This window comes from Exiguobacterium sp. GL_137 (assembly GCF_057834585.1).
This window is the reverse complement of the sequence record NZ_CM174406.1, coordinates 1,277,060-1,293,916: the sequence shown is the minus strand read 5'-3', so window position 1 is coordinate 1,293,916 and position 16,857 is coordinate 1,277,060. Positions and strand designations below refer to the sequence as shown.

Sequence of the window (16,857 nt, the reverse complement as noted above, 5' to 3'; positions counted from 1 at the left end):
CTGAAGGCACCCAAGTGCCTTTTTTTATAACTAAGAATAGAACATATGTACGTCAAAGGATGAGAATAAGAATATAAAAATCACCAAGCAACCAAACGGCCGATGGAAAGTACGAATCAATCCGGGATTTGACAAGACTAGGAAACGGGTTCAACTCGCCTACTCGTCTGAACATAAGAAGAAAGTCGAGTTTTTGATGGCAGACCAACTCCGAAAACGACGAGAGGGTTTCATCCGTCAGATGATCAATAAGCGTCGTATGGAAGACCTGTTCGTCGTTTGTTTGGAAAAACACGTTCGCCTGAGCAAAGCGAAAAAGACCTATCATTCGTATCAAAACATCGTCAAGGGAATACCGCTACTTTAGTTCAAGAACTCTAATCGAAGAAAGTCACACACCACCGTATACCCAGCGTGTACTCATCGAGCGGGACAAAAAAGGACTCAAGGCATCGACCATCAACTCCTACCGGGCCATCATGATCGTTCTGTTTTCTTGGATGAAACGGATGGGACTTCACGGACCATCACCTGAACCCATTCTCAAAGATGACGAAATTGAGTGAAAGCGTCAAGGAACTGACACGAATTCAACAAGAGAAATATGGCTTCTCAGTTCGCATCTTCATTGGACGACAAAAAACCGCTCAACAGAGCGGTTCGTGAATATTCGGCAGAAAAATAAAAAAAGTGGGAACTGAATGGGAACTAGCGACTTCCCTACCCTTGAAAACCGCTTAAGACTGCGGTCTTTTCCGACGGAGACCATAATACTGATAAAATTGAACTTCGATATTCCCGTTATACAGCTTACGGCGTTTCGTCGCTGGGCGGCCGAATGCTTTTTCGAACTCGACGTATGACGTAATCATGTAGACACTGTAATACGGGAATTCACGGAACGCATTGCCGATTTTCCGGTACAGCTGATGGACTTCACGTGCGTCCTCGAGACGTTCCCCGTATGGCGGGTTCCCGATGATGACACCAAAGTCTTCCTTCGGCTTAAAGTCGGCCGCGTCGCGTTGCATGACGTTGATCGCGTCCCGGACGTCTGCGAGTTCGGCGTTTTGTTTCGCGAGCTTGACCATCTCCGGGTCCGTATCGTTGGCATAGATTTTAAGCGGCTTGTCCCACTCGGCTTTGTCGTTCGCTTCCTTGATCGCATCGAACCAGGCTTTTTTCGGAATACAGGCCCATTCTTGCGACGCGAACTCACGGTTGATGCCGGGTGCGATGTTACGACCGATCATGGCGGCTTCGATTGCCAGTGTCCCGGATCCCGTAAAGACGTCGTAGAGCGGCATATCCGGTTTCCAGTTCGTCAGCATCAGCATCGCTGCCGCCATCGTTTCTTTCAGCGGTGCCGCCGAATGAAACTCGCGGTAACCGCGTTTATGGAGGGCATCGCCTGACGTATCGATCGTCAGCGTCGCGATGTCTTTTAGAAGCGCGACTTCGATCGGGAAGCTGGCACCGGTTTTCGGTAACCACTCATCGCCCATGTTGTAGGCTTCCTGCATGTGCGAGACGATTGCTTTTTCCGTGATTTTCTGACAGTCCCGGATCGAGAACAACTTCGATTTGACCGAGCGGCCGTTGACGACGTAGTTCGCTTCCCACGGCAACAGTTCGCTCCACGGGAGGTCCTTGACTTGATCAAATAATTTTTCGAATGATGTCGCCTTGAATTCCGCGACGACGAGTTTGACACGGTCTGCCGTCCGTAACCAAAGGTTGAGACGGGGAATGTCCTCGAGCTCACAATCGATGTAGACTTTTCCGTCCTCGACCGTACACTCGTATCCTAAATCGCGGACTTCCTTGGCGACGAGGGATTCGATTCCCATTGCCGCCGTCGCGATGACTAAACGTTTTGCCATGATTGTTCACGCTCCTACCTGTTTCTAAAATTTCCAAAAATCATTTCAATAAAAAAAGAGCCCAGTTGGACCTGGACTCTCGTTCAAAGTAAAAATAACAGCCTATGTGGTCCTGTAAGCCATGTTCTGTTCCCTAGTGTTGCAAACGGTTTGACCCTCACACGTGGGCGACAATCATCTATCTCCGTATTTACATACGCTCTCCTTCGCGTTCAGTTCCGCTCCGGAAATTCCCCTACCAAATTTGGGTTTCTCGCTCGTGGGGTTTACCTCGTTCCACCCTTACTGTTTCCAGTAAGGCTCCGTCACTGTGGCACTTTCAAGAAGTTTCGGCCATATCCGAAGACTTAGGCGTTCCTTCTGCCGTCAGCACGACGCTGCCTACACTTATCTTTTCGTGTAGCACGATCACTACAACCATCGCAGGTTGTGCGAGCATGGACTTTCCTCAAAGCACCGAAGTGCCCCGCAATTGTCCGAACCAACATAGTCACTGCTTAACAGTGTAGCGCACGTAAGCGTTTCTAGCAAGAGGTATTTCGCGATTGATGGGCGGAAAAGTTGCAATTCTTCCTGATTTTACGGTATAGTACAATGGTTCAGAAAGGGGCATATACCATGAAAAAAAGACGCTCTGGTACGAACCAGCGTACCGTACGGAAGTTGACGTTCTTGATCGAGATTGATGAAATCAAGGCCCTTCATCTCCGGAACGGCATTTTTGCCTTTTACCGCAAGGGTGAACTCATCCATGCGTTCGAGCCATTTAATGTAAAACAACCTGATGCATTTTCGAAACGGAGTTACCATTTTGACCAGCATGACATCTTATTGATGAATGAACGGTTCCCGCAACAGATTCCGCTGTACAATGAAGCGATGACGTTACGGTCGTGGGCGAATCAGGTCGAATACGGCTTGTATCAGCTGATCGATTCAGGACGCTTGTCGTTCATCCATGAAGACGATACCGGGTACAAAATGGAAGCAACGATTCAGTGGACCGGCGAAACGCTAGACGTTCCGACGCCCATCTATAAAAAAGGAAAAGACCCAAAGTAAATACTTTGAGTCCTTAACGAGCTGTCTCTCCTCAGGTGAGACGGCTTTTTTGTTGTTATTTGACGGTGATGACCCGCTCCGTCACACGTGTATGACGCCCGCTCGATGTCGCAAAGACGAGTTTATACGTCCCTGCTTCTTTTAAGGCGTACGTATACTTATGCGTGCCGTTACGCAAATAGTCATTTGTAAACGTCTTGACGATTTTGCCGTCCTTGTACAGACGGGTCAGCGTCTTCGCATTCGAATACTCGTCAAAATAAAGCGCGAACGGCTGATTCGGCTTTAAGACGGACGGGACGGACACTTTCGAGACCGGTGACGGAATCGTTGCGAGCATCCCGGCATTCAGACGGCCTGTCCCGTAATGCAGCGACGTATCGCCGGTCTTTTTCGCCGCTGCCGCATACAGCTTGCTGCGAAGCGTACTGTTCGTAATGAACGGGTTCTTCGATTTTGCCAGGGCAATGACACCGCTGACGATCGGTGTCGCCATCGATGTCCCGTCGAGATACCCGTACTTGTTGCCGACCATCGTCGAATAAACCCCTTCACCGGGTGCCATGATATTCAGCCCTCTGCCGTAGTTCGAGAACGTCGAAGCGCGTCCGAGCGTTCCGACTGAACCGACGGCAATGACGGATTTCATCGACGCCGGGAATAACAGTTTATTGCGGCCGTCGTTTCCGGCCGCACTGACGACGACGATATTTTTCGCTTCCGCTTTTTTAATCGCGGCTTCCATGTACGGATCGTATTCGTATTGACCGAGCGACAGGTTGATCACATCAGCGCCTTGGGAAATGGCATACAATACGCCGTCCCCGATATCGATTGAACTGGCGAAGTCGCCGTCAAAAACGTCTGCGCCGATCAGTTTGACACCAGATGCGACTCCGACCGTTCCTTTCCCGTCTTCCGCCGCCGCAACGATTCCCGCGACATGCGTCCCATGATCGTCCGGTTTCCGGATCCCGGAAATCGTCGTCGTCTTATAGATGACGTTTTTGAACTCGGAATGATTGACATCAATCGCATCATCGATGACCGCTACACGAACATCGGATTTACCGCGACTGTACTTCCAGTAAGTAGGAATACGCGATTGATCAAGATATGTCTGTTGCAATTGCGCGGAATCCGTCGCCTTTTCAACGACACTGACCGGAATCAGGTCGGCTTCGACATCTTCTTTATCGACATGCGGCAACGGTTCGACGAGTGAAAAACCGTTCTGTTTCAGTTCCCGCACTTCCTGCAGACCCTGTTCTGCAAGCCATGTTTGTTTCTGTTGTTCATTAAATGTCGGATCATACTGCACATATTGAGAATTAGCGAACGCAGAAGTAGGTAACCCTACGACAACAGCAAATGTGAGTAGTGCAAGTTTCTTTTTCATTGTGGACCCTGCCCTTCACTTTTTACACGCCGATTCTATTGATGTGCTGATCCAAACAGACTAAAAAAATGGTACCGTCCCATCGGATTCTTCGCTGACTTCAAATGGAATGATTTTTCCGATCGTGACATAGGAGTAATAACGGACGAGAACGGCACGCCAACGCTTGGCATCAATCCCGGTCAAATCTTCACCGAGTGGGGATCCGTCAAACGTTTCGAACTGTTGGCAGAAGAATGCTTCCTCTGCCTCGCTCCACGTCACGGCCTCCCCGATGAAACCGGTGGAAAACCGAACAAAATCAGCAATCGACGGACCGATTACTTCAGACGGCAAACGTTCGCTCATCCGACCAACCAGTTCATATCGATCCCGTTCCGCCTGATCGGCCTCTTCCAGCGAGTGGCACAATAAGACTTCCCGGTTGATTTCAACCAAAACGACATAATCACCTTGCGGCAAATTGACGTGTATCATCCCTACACCCCTTGAATTAAATTCATGCAGTATCTAGATGTCACTTTCTATGGGTTAATTTATAATGTCCATTTTCGATCAAACATCAATTCTATCGGTTCGTTATCCTTTGACTTTAACATACGAACCCGTGTCGTATCAATTTGATCAAGTAAATCCGCTTCTGCGAGCGAACGGATGACCGGTGCGTCCGACTGCTCAATCCGTGACCGGAACGGTGTCAGTAAATCCTGCTGACCGCTCGCGAGCGCGTACCACGCGAGGCGGGCAAACGGTTCATCCTTCGCTGTCTCAAGCGCATAGCTTTCAAAAATGTCTGGTAAGTAACTGGAAAATTGATCAAGCGCGTCAATTCGTTCTGCGAGATCAAGTACCGTCAACCAACTTGGTAACGACAATAACGATTCACTTGACCACCAATCGATTAAATCAATATGTTCTTTAAACAACTGTTGCGCTTCATTGCGGTCGATGAAATGGTGCATCGTCTGAATCAATTCGTTCCAGGCGATGGACCAGTATTCTTCCGACGGATTGGCGGAAATGAAGAATTGGCGATAGACCGTCAACAGTTCCGAGACTTCCTGAAGCTGCTCCACTTCGAGTCGCTGATTTAACCGACTAACTGCTTTTGTGAAATAACTTGGCTCTAATGTCAACGCCATATAGAGTAATTTCGGGACATCTTTTAATTCCCCTTGATCGACCGTCTCAAATAATTCCTGAATCCATTCTGGTTGTGGGTTTGTCATACACTTTTCTCCTCTTCATAGTAAATGTATTTACTATACCCGAAAAAGAATTAATGTAATCCTTTTCCTTATAAAGCCCCGATTCGCTGCGCCGTCTCTTCACTGCATAAGACAATCAGCGTCGTATTCGGAGGAATCGGTTCGTTCAGCCGCCGGTTCAAGTCGAGTCGTTTACCGTCCGACAAAATCGTCACCCCGTCTTCGAGCAGGACGTGGAATGCGTCCCGAAACGTTTGCCACTCTGGTTTCGCAGGAATCGAAAACATGCCGTCCCCGTCCTTCGTCAACAGGTTCGTCACGACTTTCGAGACGCCGGGATGATACGCGGCAAGAATCGCCATACGGGCGACCGTCTCGTCACCGAGCAGCACTTCATCGACTTTGACCTGTTCAAAGCTGTCAAGATGTTCCTCAAGCATCATCTCGACGATCGTATAGATGTTTGGATTCGCCCGTTCGATACTCGCGGCAATCAACAATGTCCGGCCGTCGGCAAGTGCCGGCGGAATCGAATGATCGGCGAGAATAATCGCCCGGGTCGCTTTTTTGATGTTCGCCCGCTGTAAGGTCGCGTCAAGCGCCGGATCACCGCTGACATAATGGAACCGCGGATGACTGAACGGTTCCCGCTCAAGATCGTCAATCAGGATGACGTCCGTCGTTTCAAGCAACTCGTCGATGACGTGTTTTGAACGCCGGCTGTAGCCGAATACTAACGTATGTCCCGTCTCTTTCACTTGCAATAACCCTCTTTCCTTTTGATTGCGAATCAGTTGGACACCATCGACGAGTTTCGAAATCAAACCCCCGACGATTCCGATCCCGAAGATGAAGACGAAAATCGTCATGAAACGTCCGAAATCCGTATTCGGGAAAAAGTCCCCGTACCCGACCGTCACGACCGTCGTCATCGTCCAGTAGACAGCCCGGAAGTAAGTTCCGAACGTGTCCGGCTCCGCCAGATACATGATCAGGGCGACACCGAATACAAACAGAAACGACGCATAGGCGAGCGTTCGCATCTTTAAAAAGGACATCCGTCGTAAAAATCGTAACCAGACCATACTTTTTTTCACCCTTTCCGAACATTTGCTGTTTTCGTCCTGTCAATAAGGGCGAAGGAGGTGATACACATGACACAAGCTGAGGAAATCAAAACCAGTCTAGTCGTCGTCTTCGAACGAAACGACAAGGTGACACCAAACGGGGACGCTGTTCTCGCCCGTCGCCGTTTTAACGGTCTGCGGTCGGATCTCGAACCGCAAGTCGTCGCGTCGATTGGTCAAGCCATCGGCAATATGCTTGCCGGTTCGTACACACACACGGAAATCAGCCGTGACTTCGCTTTACTTAACGCTTAATTCACTCTCACTACACTAATGAAGGAGGAATTGGATGGAACACACGATTGTTTTGACATTCGATACGTTACTTAAAAAACCGTACCGCTTACGTCTGACGGGTGCGAAACCCGACACGTCGGTCGCCGAGATCAAGGCACTCGGACAATTGATGGTCGACCACGATCCGTTTCATGACGGGCTCGTCAAGTTGAGCCAAGCCGAGCTGCAAAACAGTTCGGAATCACCTTACGTCATTTAAGCTGAAAAACTTATTCCGTCATCATCACCAATAAAGGTGATGGTGACTTTTTTTTGGTATACTAGAAACATCAAGCAACTGGAAAGGAAGTCAATTTATGGCCAAACGCCCTCTTACGCCCCGCGAATGTGAACTCGTCGTCAGCAGCCTCTACGTGATGGAGCTGATTCCATTCGAAGGAATCATGGAACGACTCGAATCCATCACATTGCGCGACATCATCGGACCGGTCGCTACCGGCGAGATGTCCCGGGATCAGGCTGCCGACGCCCTCGATCAATACATCAAAGTGCGCCGCCGCCGGTTCCGAAACGTCCCTCCGGAACATCTTTGGTCGCTCGACGACCGGATGGAGCAGGAAGCGTTACGGATGATCCGCAAACGCGCGCCGTTGACGGCCGGTGAAAAACTTCAACCGAAAGCCATCCCGTTCGAGATGGGCGACACGGTCGAAATGACCGTGACGGAAGTCCAGGAACGTAACGGAAAAGTCAACGTCATCGGCAAGGTCGGCCAAGTGACGGCGAAACTGCCCGTCGCGAACCGTCAAGCCATCAAAAGCAGCAAGACGATGTCCGCCTGGATCACCGGAATTGAAAAGAAACCGGCCTTGATTCACCTGTCGACGTCCGACTACGGAAAACACCAACCGTCCGCTGACGTAAAAGAAGCCTATGTTACGGCCATCGCTTCGCTTCGCCAGTACTTCGAGACGATGACGGTCCCGTCGACGGAAGAAGTCGATCTCGCGAAATCACTCTTCCAACGGATGATCCGCCGTGATCAGAACGACTGGTTTACGGTCTACGTCGCAATGGGTCGTCCGCAGCTCGATCACGTCCGGCGCTGGGTCAAAGTCATCCAAATGCTCGGTAAGTCGTTACGCGGTGACGAGGAAGCGACACGTTTGCTCGCCTCGCAGGAAGACCGGTTCTTCAAAGATGCCTTGCTCCGGGCATGTCGGGCGGCTGAAAAAAGCTTCTCGAACCCTATGTAAGGCATTCGACTACGGGGAAGTCTTTTCCTCGTTAGTTTTAAAATCATTTTTCAATGACGGTCCCCCCATCTGTTTCGGCGATGAAGGGGATCGTTTTGCTGTTCACAAAAAAAACCGACGGCATCTGCCGTCGGTCAAAAGGAATTATGCGATATCAACCGTTGATTCAAGTGCCCGGCAGGTCCGGCGCACGGTCGGAAGGAAATCCGTCCGTTTGGCGACCCCACCCTCAATCAAAAAGTGCTGGATGCCTTTTGTGCGTTGAATGGCCGTCAAGACGGTGACCAGTTCGATGAACCAGTTCGAAATCAGTTCCACGACCTGTTCATCAAATGCTGCTGCTCCATACACATCATACCCGTTCTCGCAGAGATGGTTCGGGAAACGCTCCTTGAACCGAAAAATCAGTGTAGCCGTCGTCGGAATGTAAAAGTGATCGAAGATGATCCGTTGTTCTTGATCTGTTTCTTTCTCCGTCAGTCCATCCATCATCAACTTCGGTTGACTCCCGATATTTAGAGTCCAACTTGTTTTCTTTCGTTCGCCAGTGGAAGTGATCGTTCGCATGGTTTCGTCCATCTCCTTTGATGTGTAAGCGTTTACCTCTTCATTTTACAAGCCCATCAACAGTTCCTGCAACCGTCAATTTCTTAAAAATGAACGATGACTTCATCTGACGTTTAGTCTAACAAATTTTCGTTGTGTTGACGATGTCAGTAATTAACATCCTCATTCCCATTTAGCTGTTTTTTAAATCCACTCTGCTCTTGTTTCATGTTAAAAATCGGACATGATCCATCGAAGGTGTGACCGCTCTCACCGTTGCCCGGGAACGGAGTTCATAAAAAAACTATTAGAGCCTTGCGAAATATGATACCATTCAGTGGAATCACAGAAAGAGGAGAGAACAATATGCGAAAAGTTTTTCGATTAAGCATCTTGTTCGTACTGATCGTCCTCATCGGTAGTAGCATCATCTACTGGCAAAACCGGGAACGCGTCCAAAATGAGCTGTATCGCACCTATTATGGACAGTACGGTGTCCCAGCCGAGAATATCGACATCTACGAACAAGCCGGTGACCGGTACGAGGTCGATTGGAAGTTGCTTGCCGCGATTCACCGCGTCGAGACCATCTTCTCGAAATCGTCCGCGATGCAGTCTTCTGTCGGCGCAATCGGCCCTTTTCAGTTCATGCCGAAAACGTGGGTCGGTTGGGGGTATGAAGGCGGAACGTCACTTGGCGACATCGAGCATGACGGAATTGATTTGACCGATCCAGAAGCCATCAAACAATATGGTGGCCTTGGCGTCGATGCAAACGGAGACGGTAAAGCCGATCCGACAGATTTGACGGACAGCGCCTACACGGCAGCAAAGTACCTCAATCAGCATGACGTCACGAAACGGTCTGACCGGGGAACGCTTGAAACTGCCCTGTTTGAATACAATCGCAGTGAACAGTATGTCATTGACGTCCTCGACCAATACGATGCCTATCAACAAAAAATCGAATTGATTGATGCGAACGATCTCGATTTCAAACAACAGACACTTGCCCAACTCCTTCGCATCAGCTTACGTTTGACCAACTAAAAGGAGGCACCACCATGACACAACCCGATCGTTCGTCATTGACGATTGAGGAATCGTCAATCCGCGTCAAGACGACGTTTGACGAAGCAAAAACAAAACGCTATCTCCGGAGTTACATCTTTGATGATGTGACGGACGGCGCGTACGTGGCCGCCCTGATTTACACACCGCGGACGACGGATGCTTTTTTATCCGGAACGACGACGCAGCGTGCGTATAATTTGATGAAGAAACACATTGAAGATCCAATCAAACAATACGATATCATCAGCCTGATGCCGGACCTGCTTGTCAGTGAAGATTTACCGTTCGCTCAAGCCAGTTTCGACGAAATCAATTACGAGTTCATCGAACAGACGTTACGCCGGGTCAAGGAAACGAATGGTGTCGTCTTGTGCGGTTGGGGTTCACCCGGCCGCCTGATGCACCATTTGCCGGCTTATGAAAAGCTGTTTGACCAGTATGCCGACATTCTGTATTGTTCCGGTATCACATCAAAAGGTGAACCGAACCATCTCCGGTTGACCGTCGACGACAGCCCGATGATCACTTATCAGGATATGAAGTTGAAGGCGAAGAAATTAAAACGTAAATGATCTTAAAGGTGTTCTTTTCGCAGTTGCGGAAGAACACCTTTCTTGTATACTGTTTTTTATATCTTGCAAAAATGCTACCAATTGAATACTACTAGAAAGAAGGTTAGATACTTTGAAGTTTTGGAATGAAGAGGAAGAGTTGAAAGCACCTGCTTTAATTGAAGCGGACATCCACAGGATTCAACAGGAACTTGCTGGTCGTTTTCCTGAAGGCTACATAGAAAAATTATCAGAACAAAATGGAGGATCTGTCGTTTTTAATTCTGTTTCAGTGGATTTTGAAAACACTTGGTCAGATCAGGACATTAAACCGTTTTTGCCGTTCTCCTTCGTACAACCGTTATCTTACGATGTTTACCAATCAAATGTAGGTACTTTAAGTGAATGGGATGTAACCGGAAAAAAGATGATTTTTGCCAATGGTGATGGCAGTTACTTCTACTATTTCAATTTTGAAGACAATACGCACGAACCGTCCGTCTGGTGTTTGGATATCTCAGTTATTTCTAATCATTTTGTGGCAAGCTCCTTTGACGAATTACTGATGAAGTTGTCTGTCCAGGAAGGTGAACCGATTGATGCAACTGACGCTTCTGTGAGTTTTTTGACGATGGAAGAAATTCTTGAGTTAATTAATCACGGCGATGAGGATAACGCTTTACTTGCTTACTCCCATTGGATGGTGATTGGTCAAGAACCGGAACGATTGGTACGTGAATTGATGCAACGGATTGAACAGAGTAATAATGAAGATCAGATTGACAGTTATGCGGGATACCTAGCCGAGACAATGATCAATCATTCAGAAAAACTGAAGAATTCTCTTGAAAACGTCATCGACTTATTGAAGAGCAAACATCTTATTACAGATTTGAGTGATCTTATCGAATGGTTGGATGAAGAAATTTGATGAAAAACGGATCTTGAAGTTTGGTGCAATGCTGATTGACCAATTGATGTTTGCATAAAAAAGAAGCGATGGACGTATCCACCGCTTCTTTTTTATTTTCGTGAATCTCACTACTCTTCATACGACTCCTATAGGGAAAAGCAGATGAAAAGACAGTGAGATTTCACATCACCTTGCTTTGTTTTTAGAACAACATGATTTCAAGCAGACAGTCGACCAGATTCTTCTCAAGATTTAGGGCCTGCAACTGATGCATCATATTGACCGGATCGAGTCGTTGGGACAACAAACGGTACAGGCGGTCTTTCAGATCATAACCGATTTCCGCCTGGTCGAGGAAGGTATAGAGCCGCTCCATCCGGTTATCGTTCGTCGACATGTCAACCTGCAGCGACAGGACTTGCGTCTCACCGAGTTCACCAAGATCAACCGACAACGATTGGGTCTGATGATCATAACGGCTCGGCAGCACTTCTCCGTCCCGTGAGACGTGTCCTTCGTTGACACCACGCAGGATTAGTGTCACTTCACGTTTTTCCGGCAACAGTTCCCGTTTACCGAACGGCGTTGCAATCGTCAACGTCCGGGCCGCCCAGTCGAGTTCAAAGGCCGTCTCGACATTTTCCCCGTCGCGGTGCGCGACACCGACGTTATCATCCTCAAATAACGTGAAGCGGTTCGACGCCCCCGGGAAGACAAGCAGTTCGAGATGCTCCGGATTGTGGAGCGCGTTCGAATGTTCGAGGTGTTGACCGAGCGGAACGATGGCTCCGGCTTTCGCGAGGACGCCTTGATCCTCGAGCTTACGGAACAGACGCATCTGTTTGCCGCCCGAGTAGCGGTGACCGGTGAAGAAATCAAACCATTCCCCTTCCGGTAACCAGGCCGTTGTCGCCGCGACGTGCAGCTTCGGATTCATCGGTTCGACGATCGGCGTGACCATCAGTTCCGTCCCGAAATAGTACTGGTTCGGCACCGCGTAGGCGAGTTCTTCTTCCGGATGTTCATAATACATCGGGGAGACGAGTGGTAAGCCGTCAAAGTGATTGCGGGCGTTCATCGTATAGATGTACGGCACGAGCTGATGACGAAGTCGTAAATACTTCTTCATCACTTGTTCCGATTCGACCGAATACCGCCACGGTTCTTTCCCGTTAAAGATACTCATCGTACTGTGCAGACGCATAATCGGGCTGAATACGCCGTACTGTAGCCAGCGGGTCGACAGTTCATCGTCCTTTTCCCCGCGCTGGTGACCGCCGATATCATGACTCCACCAGCCGTAACCGATGTTTGATGCCGTCGCCGTGAAGTACGGTTGGAACTTGAGTGATGCCCAGGAAATTAACGTATCGCCTGAGAAACCGACCGGATAGCGATGACTGCCGGGTCCGGCATAGCGTGAGAAAATCAGCGGACGATTGCCGTCACGCGCGATATCGAGCGCATGGTAATGATTGAGCATCCAAAGCGGATCGAGCCCTTTCATCTTTGAGTTCGCCCCCTGTTGCCAGTCGATCCACCAGAAGTCGACACCATCCTCTTCGTGCGGATGATGGAGTTTCGTGAAGTAATGTTCAATGAAGTCGCGGTCCGAGAAGTCAAACGGAATCCGGTCTTCCGTATCCGGGTCGACACCCAACGCAACGGCCATTGCTTCATAAGACTCTTCAAAACCACGGACTCCGTCCGCCGGGTGAAGGTTGAGCGTCACCATCCGGTCGTCCGCTTTCAGCCACTGCAGGAAGCCTTTCGGATCCGGGAACAAATCACGGTTCCACGTATAGCCCGTCCAGCCGCTGCCGTATTTCTCCGGAATATCCGTCACATGCCAGTCCATGTCGATGACGCTGACTGAGAATGGAACATCCTCCGCCTTGAAGCGGGTCATCAAATCTTTGTATTCTTTTTCGTTGTACCGCCAGTACCGGCTCCACCAGTTTCCGAGCACTTGCCGCGGCAACATCGGCGTCGGACCGGTCAGACGGTAAAAGTCCTTTAGGGCTTGTTTATAATCATGGCCGTAACCGAAGTAATAGATGTCCTGCGCCCCTTCCTGACGCGGTTCGACGAAGTGGTCTTCCGTCAGGACGAATGACGCCGAGTCATCGATTGCCGCGTAGCCTTGGCGGGAGATGATTCCTTCTTCGAGCGGAATCTCACCGTCGGCATGGTCAAGCGTCCGCGCCGTCCCCTTAAGAGTCCGGAGGGGTCCGCCGAACGTGTAGCGGCTGTAATACGTACTGAAGTTTCCAAGGACGTCGATGTAGAGGGTGTTCGACGCAAAAGGTCCTTTCGTATAATGCAAATGGACGTGTTCCGTGATGATTTGCAGTTCCGTCTCGTCCTCGACAATTCGATACGAGGGGACCGGAAAATCGCGGTTCCAGACGGTTTGGGTCGGACGATCTTCAAATCGACCGTCTGCTGCGTACTCGAGTCGAATCAGACGACTGGTGAGAACGGTGAAGCGGTAAGTGTCTCCTTGAACAATCGCTTCCGGTCGTGCCAATGGTTTCATGTCTCGGGTATAGAAATGGGATTCGTCAATTGTGCGCATACGGGATCAGGACGCGAACGTCCTTGTCACTTCCTTCCAAAAATGAATGTGCAACCGATTACACTAATAGTGTATAAGAGTTGTTGTTCCCGTTTCAAGTCACAACTAATCAAAAAACGCACCAGTCCTCTGAAAATCAAGGATGGTGCGTTTGTCATCATAACAATGGTGAAATCAAACGGGAGAACGATTCAAAGATCCGGAACCGCATCGGCCGTTTGAGATAATCCGCCGAGGACAACTGAATCGAGACGTCGAAATCATCGATGAAATCGCGCTCGAGCCGGGCCGCACTCTCGGAATCATACATGAAGGCCATCAGTTCGTAGTTCAAGACGAAACTCCGGATATCCATGTTCGCCGTTCCGACGACGGCAATCTTTCCGTCGACGAGAAACAGTTTGGCATGGATGAAATGACGGTTGTACGTATAAATTTTGACTCCGTCTTTTAGCAAGGGTCCGAAATAAGACCGTGTTCCATAGTAGGACGTAAAACTGTCCCCCTTACCCGGTGTCAGAATCCGAACATCGAGTCCGGCACGGGCCGCGAGACGGAGCAGTGTCATCGTCTCGTTATCGGGAATCAAATACGGTGTTGAAATCCAAATTGACCGCTGAGCCGAAATGATGGCGGCAATCAAAGCGTTCCGGATCGCCGGATCTTTGGACGTCGGTCCACTCGTCACCACTTGGACCGCACCGTCCGTCTCGACATCGTGTTTCGGGAAGTAATGTTCGATTGCACCCTCACCGGCAAATGTCTCCCAAGTATCACTGCCGTCTAGATGGGCATACAGCCAATCATCGAGGAACGTCGCCTGTAATTCCTTGACGGCACGTCCTTCGAGCCGCAAATGGGTATCGCGCCAAAAGCCGAACTTCTTACTTTTTCCGTCATACTCGTCGCCGACGTTCAGCCCCCCGGTAAAACCGATTTTCCCATCGACGACAACGATTTTCCGGTGATTGCGGAAGTTTGCCGTGAAGATGAACAACGGACTGGAAATCGGATCGTAGGCAGCAATCTTCGCCCCGGCTTCCCGGAGCGGTTTCAAAAATCCTTCGCCGAGCATGTAACTGCCAAGACCGTCAAACATGAACCGGACTTCGACTCCGTCGTTCAACCGGTCAATCAATGCTTCGCGGATCGCCTGCCCGGTCTCGTCGTTCCGGTAAATGTAATACTGGATGTGAACATGATGCTTGGCGGAGCGGATCATCCGGAGAATTTCCGGGAACGTCTCGTTGCCGTTCGTCAGGATTTGACTGGCTGTATGGACGTCGACCCCACCTCCACCAAAGTTGCGGATCGTATTGGCAAGCTTCAGGTGGTTCGGCGGCAACTCACTGACCGCGAGCGACCGGACGGGACGAATGGCCTGTTTCAACAACATCCGTTCATCGTGCGACCGCCGGTTCCGGCGACGGCGGCGCGGATTGCGCCCGAACATCATCCAGATGATGACACCGAGAATCGGTAAGAAGATCAAAACTAAAAACCAGGCAATCGTCGACTCCGCCGTCCGGTTCTCAATGAAGATAATCATGATGACGGCCAAGGGTACGACGGTCGCGGAAATCGTCAAAACATAAAACAGGTAGCCCAATTGGTATAGTCCCCAAATGATTCCGCCTGCGACTAAAAACACGAGCGCGAACTGTAAAATCCGATTGCGCACTAGACTTCCTCCTCTGTAACGTACTCTGTTCTTCTAATTCCCTGTCTCCTCTAAAAATATAGCAAAAAAAGAAACCACAGATGTGATTTCTTGAAAAGTTGACCTATTTTGAAAAATTCATATCGTATAGCTCGCGTCCCGGAATCGGATCACTCAGGCTGACCCAATCCGTTTCGTGCTCTTGAACAAGGCAAGCATCAAACTTCGCTTCGAGTGTCTGCTGATCAAAGCCGATGCCGATCAAGACGAGTTCCGTCCGGCGATCCGCGACTGACTCGAAGCGTCCGGCGTATTCCATATTCGACGCATATCCCGCCTGATGGAACAGCAAGGCGATTTCCGGACGGGTCGCAAGGTAGACAAAGCCCTTCGCGCGAACGATTTCTTCCGGCCAGGCTTCAATCAACGCCATCAACCGTTCGGGATGAAACGGGACATCGCGCTTATAGACGAACGAGCTGATGCCGTATTCTTCCGTTTCCGGTACGTGTTCCTCGGCGTTCAGCTCACGGATCCAGCCGGCACTTGCTGCCGCCTGTTCGAAGTCAAACAGATCGACGTCAAGAATCTCAGCCGGATCGACTTGCCCGTGGGTCGTCTCGATCAGTTTGGCGATTGGATTGAGCGCCTTTAAGTAGCTTGTGACATCATGTTTTTCCGACTCGGTCAATCGGTCGATTTTATTCAGCAAAATGATATCCGCGAACTCGACCTGATCGACGAGGAGATCGACGACTTCCCGGACATCCGTCTCGTCGACTGCCTGTTGCCGCTCAATCAACGATTCACCGGACTCAAAGTCTTTCAGGAAACGATAGCCGTCGATGACTGTTACCATCGCATTGATTTTTGTCGTCTCCGTCAAATCAATCTGACTGTCTTCGTCAAGATATGTAAACGTCTGGGCAACCGGAATCGGTTCCGAGATCCCGCTTGATTCAATGACGATGCCGTCGATATCGCCCTGGTCGACGAGACGCCGGACTTCCTGCAATAAATCGTCCCGCAGCGTACAGCAGATGCAACCGTTCGATAGCGTCACGAATGATTCTTCCGTCCGTGAAAAGCCGCCTTGTTCAATCAACACGGCATCGATGTTCACTTCACTCATGTCGTTGACGATGATGGCCAGCTTGCGTCCTTGCCGGTTGTTCAACAGATGATTTAATACAGTTGTCTTGCCGGCACCCAGGTAGCCGGACAAGACGGTGATCGGAATCGGATTCATACACAGTCTCCTTTTTAAATCGGAATCATTACGTTTTAAATAGTAATCGTTCCGGTTTAGCTTGTCAACTGCTGTTTCACAACATTATAAAATCCCCGTTTCCGTGACAATCCT

16 protein-coding genes and 1 other RNA gene are annotated in these 16,857 nt (G+C 49.7%); 7 read left to right on the top strand and 10 right to left on the bottom strand.

Annotation, left to right across the window (positions count from 1 at the left end; all coding sequences use genetic code 11):
* Positions 1-737 precede the first annotated feature (737 nt).
* Complete coding sequence (locus AC3IRK_RS06660; RefSeq protein WP_026828599.1) at positions 738-1,883, bottom strand: THUMP domain-containing class I SAM-dependent RNA methyltransferase; 1,146 nt, start codon at positions 1,881-1,883, stop codon at positions 738-740.
* 110 nt (positions 1,884-1,993) lie between these two features.
* Positions 1,994-2,367: RNase P RNA component class B (gene rnpB, locus AC3IRK_RS06655), an RNA gene on the bottom strand.
* 134 nt (positions 2,368-2,501) lie between these two features.
* On the opposite strand from rnpB, the gene AC3IRK_RS06650 reads away from it, so the two are divergent.
* Positions 2,502-2,945, top strand: coding sequence for a hypothetical protein (locus AC3IRK_RS06650; protein ID WP_489170556.1), 444 nt, complete (start codon positions 2,502-2,504; stop codon positions 2,943-2,945).
* A 55-nt stretch (positions 2,946-3,000) separates the two neighbouring features.
* Here AC3IRK_RS06650 and AC3IRK_RS06645 read toward each other — a convergent pair whose 3' ends face one another.
* The 4 genes from AC3IRK_RS06645 to AC3IRK_RS06630 all read right to left on the bottom strand — a co-directional run bounded on the left by AC3IRK_RS06645 (position 3,001) and on the right by AC3IRK_RS06630 (position 6,637).
* Positions 3,001-4,344: a S8 family peptidase gene (locus AC3IRK_RS06645; protein ID WP_489170555.1), complete on the bottom strand. Its 1,344-nt coding sequence runs from the start codon at positions 4,342-4,344 to the stop codon at positions 3,001-3,003.
* A 60-nt stretch (positions 4,345-4,404) separates the two neighbouring features.
* Positions 4,405-4,821, bottom strand: coding sequence for a hypothetical protein (locus AC3IRK_RS06640; protein ID WP_147511357.1), 417 nt, complete (start codon positions 4,819-4,821; stop codon positions 4,405-4,407).
* 59 nt (positions 4,822-4,880) lie between these two features.
* Complete coding sequence (locus tag AC3IRK_RS06635; protein ID WP_114596059.1) at positions 4,881-5,573, bottom strand: hypothetical protein; 693 nt, start codon at positions 5,571-5,573, stop codon at positions 4,881-4,883.
* A gap of 68 nt (positions 5,574-5,641) precedes the next feature.
* Positions 5,642-6,637: a potassium channel family protein gene (locus AC3IRK_RS06630; RefSeq protein WP_233494548.1), complete on the bottom strand. Its 996-nt coding sequence runs from the start codon at positions 6,635-6,637 to the stop codon at positions 5,642-5,644.
* A 69-nt stretch (positions 6,638-6,706) separates the two neighbouring features.
* Between AC3IRK_RS06630 and AC3IRK_RS06625 the strand changes: the two genes are divergently transcribed.
* The 3 genes from AC3IRK_RS06625 (at position 6,707) to AC3IRK_RS06615 (ending at position 8,172) form a co-directional block, all read left to right on the top strand.
* Positions 6,707-6,934, top strand: a complete 228-nt coding sequence (locus AC3IRK_RS06625) for a DUF1659 domain-containing protein (protein WP_114596060.1) — start codon at positions 6,707-6,709, stop codon at positions 6,932-6,934.
* A gap of 34 nt (positions 6,935-6,968) precedes the next feature.
* On the top strand, positions 6,969-7,175 hold the full coding sequence (locus AC3IRK_RS06620; protein WP_131502839.1) for a DUF2922 family protein: 207 nt from the start codon (positions 6,969-6,971) through the stop codon (positions 7,173-7,175).
* A gap of 97 nt (positions 7,176-7,272) precedes the next feature.
* Positions 7,273-8,172, top strand: a complete 900-nt coding sequence (locus tag AC3IRK_RS06615) for a hypothetical protein (protein WP_131972986.1) — start codon at positions 7,273-7,275, stop codon at positions 8,170-8,172.
* Between the two features lie 144 nt (positions 8,173-8,316).
* Here AC3IRK_RS06615 and AC3IRK_RS06610 read toward each other — a convergent pair whose 3' ends face one another.
* Entirely contained in the window at positions 8,317-8,739 is a 423-nt protein-coding gene (locus AC3IRK_RS06610; protein ID WP_131502841.1) for a hypothetical protein, read from the bottom strand.
* A gap of 345 nt (positions 8,740-9,084) precedes the next feature.
* Between AC3IRK_RS06610 and AC3IRK_RS06605 the strand changes: the two genes are divergently transcribed.
* From AC3IRK_RS06605 to AC3IRK_RS06595, 3 genes are all read left to right on the top strand, one after another.
* Positions 9,085-9,768 carry a lytic transglycosylase domain-containing protein gene (locus AC3IRK_RS06605; RefSeq protein ID WP_489170554.1) on the top strand — a complete coding sequence of 228 codons (684 nt, stop codon included), beginning with the start codon at positions 9,085-9,087 and terminating at the stop codon, positions 9,766-9,768.
* 14 nt (positions 9,769-9,782) lie between these two features.
* Complete coding sequence (locus AC3IRK_RS06600) at positions 9,783-10,364, top strand: DUF1643 domain-containing protein (protein ID WP_131502843.1); 582 nt, start codon at positions 9,783-9,785, stop codon at positions 10,362-10,364.
* 112 nt (positions 10,365-10,476) lie between these two features.
* Positions 10,477-11,274 carry an SMI1/KNR4 family protein gene (locus AC3IRK_RS06595; protein WP_489170553.1) on the top strand — a complete coding sequence of 266 codons (798 nt, stop codon included), beginning with the start codon at positions 10,477-10,479 and terminating at the stop codon, positions 11,272-11,274.
* Positions 11,275-11,458: 184 nt separating this feature from the next.
* Here AC3IRK_RS06595 and AC3IRK_RS06590 read toward each other — a convergent pair whose 3' ends face one another.
* The 3 genes from AC3IRK_RS06590 to AC3IRK_RS06580 form a co-directional block, all read right to left on the bottom strand.
* Positions 11,459-13,834, bottom strand: a complete 2,376-nt coding sequence (locus tag AC3IRK_RS06590) for a glycoside hydrolase family 31 protein (protein WP_131972988.1) — start codon at positions 13,832-13,834, stop codon at positions 11,459-11,461.
* 157 nt (positions 13,835-13,991) lie between these two features.
* On the bottom strand, positions 13,992-15,515 hold the full coding sequence (locus AC3IRK_RS06585; protein WP_131502848.1) for a cardiolipin synthase: 1,524 nt from the start codon (positions 15,513-15,515) through the stop codon (positions 13,992-13,994).
* 103 nt (positions 15,516-15,618) lie between these two features.
* Complete coding sequence (locus AC3IRK_RS06580) at positions 15,619-16,743, bottom strand: GTP-binding protein (protein ID WP_489170552.1); 1,125 nt, start codon at positions 16,741-16,743, stop codon at positions 15,619-15,621.
* Positions 16,744-16,857 lie beyond the last annotated feature (114 nt).

Bases quoted from the DNA above. Each gene is read 5' to 3' on its own strand.
- AC3IRK_RS06650 (WP_489170556.1), top strand. From the start codon at position 2,502: ATGAAAAAAAGACGCTCTGGTACGAACCAGCGTACCGTACGGAAGTTG.
- AC3IRK_RS06640 (WP_147511357.1), bottom strand. From the start codon at position 4,821: ATGATACACGTCAATTTGCCGCAAGGTGATTATGTCGTTTTGGTTGAA.
- AC3IRK_RS06605 (WP_489170554.1), top strand. From the start codon at position 9,085: ATGCGAAAAGTTTTTCGATTAAGCATCTTGTTCGTACTGATCGTCCTC.
- AC3IRK_RS06630 (WP_233494548.1), bottom strand. From the start codon at position 6,637: ATGGTCTGGTTACGATTTTTACGACGGATGTCCTTTTTAAAGATGCGA.
- AC3IRK_RS06625 (WP_114596060.1), top strand. From the start codon at position 6,707: ATGACACAAGCTGAGGAAATCAAAACCAGTCTAGTCGTCGTCTTCGAA.
- AC3IRK_RS06590 (WP_131972988.1), bottom strand. From the start codon at position 13,834: ATGCGCACAATTGACGAATCCCATTTCTATACCCGAGACATGAAACCA.
- AC3IRK_RS06615 (WP_131972986.1), top strand. From the start codon at position 7,273: ATGGCCAAACGCCCTCTTACGCCCCGCGAATGTGAACTCGTCGTCAGC.
- AC3IRK_RS06645 (WP_489170555.1), bottom strand. From the start codon at position 4,344: ATGAAAAAGAAACTTGCACTACTCACATTTGCTGTTGTCGTAGGGTTA.
- AC3IRK_RS06580 (WP_489170552.1), bottom strand. From the start codon at position 16,743: ATGAATCCGATTCCGATCACCGTCTTGTCCGGCTACCTGGGTGCCGGC.
- AC3IRK_RS06660 (WP_026828599.1), bottom strand. From the start codon at position 1,883: ATGGCAAAACGTTTAGTCATCGCGACGGCGGCAATGGGAATCGAATCC.
- AC3IRK_RS06620 (WP_131502839.1), top strand. From the start codon at position 6,969: ATGGAACACACGATTGTTTTGACATTCGATACGTTACTTAAAAAACCG.
- AC3IRK_RS06610 (WP_131502841.1), bottom strand. From the start codon at position 8,739: ATGCGAACGATCACTTCCACTGGCGAACGAAAGAAAACAAGTTGGACT.
- AC3IRK_RS06635 (WP_114596059.1), bottom strand. From the start codon at position 5,573: ATGACAAACCCACAACCAGAATGGATTCAGGAATTATTTGAGACGGTC.
- AC3IRK_RS06600 (WP_131502843.1), top strand. From the start codon at position 9,783: ATGACACAACCCGATCGTTCGTCATTGACGATTGAGGAATCGTCAATC.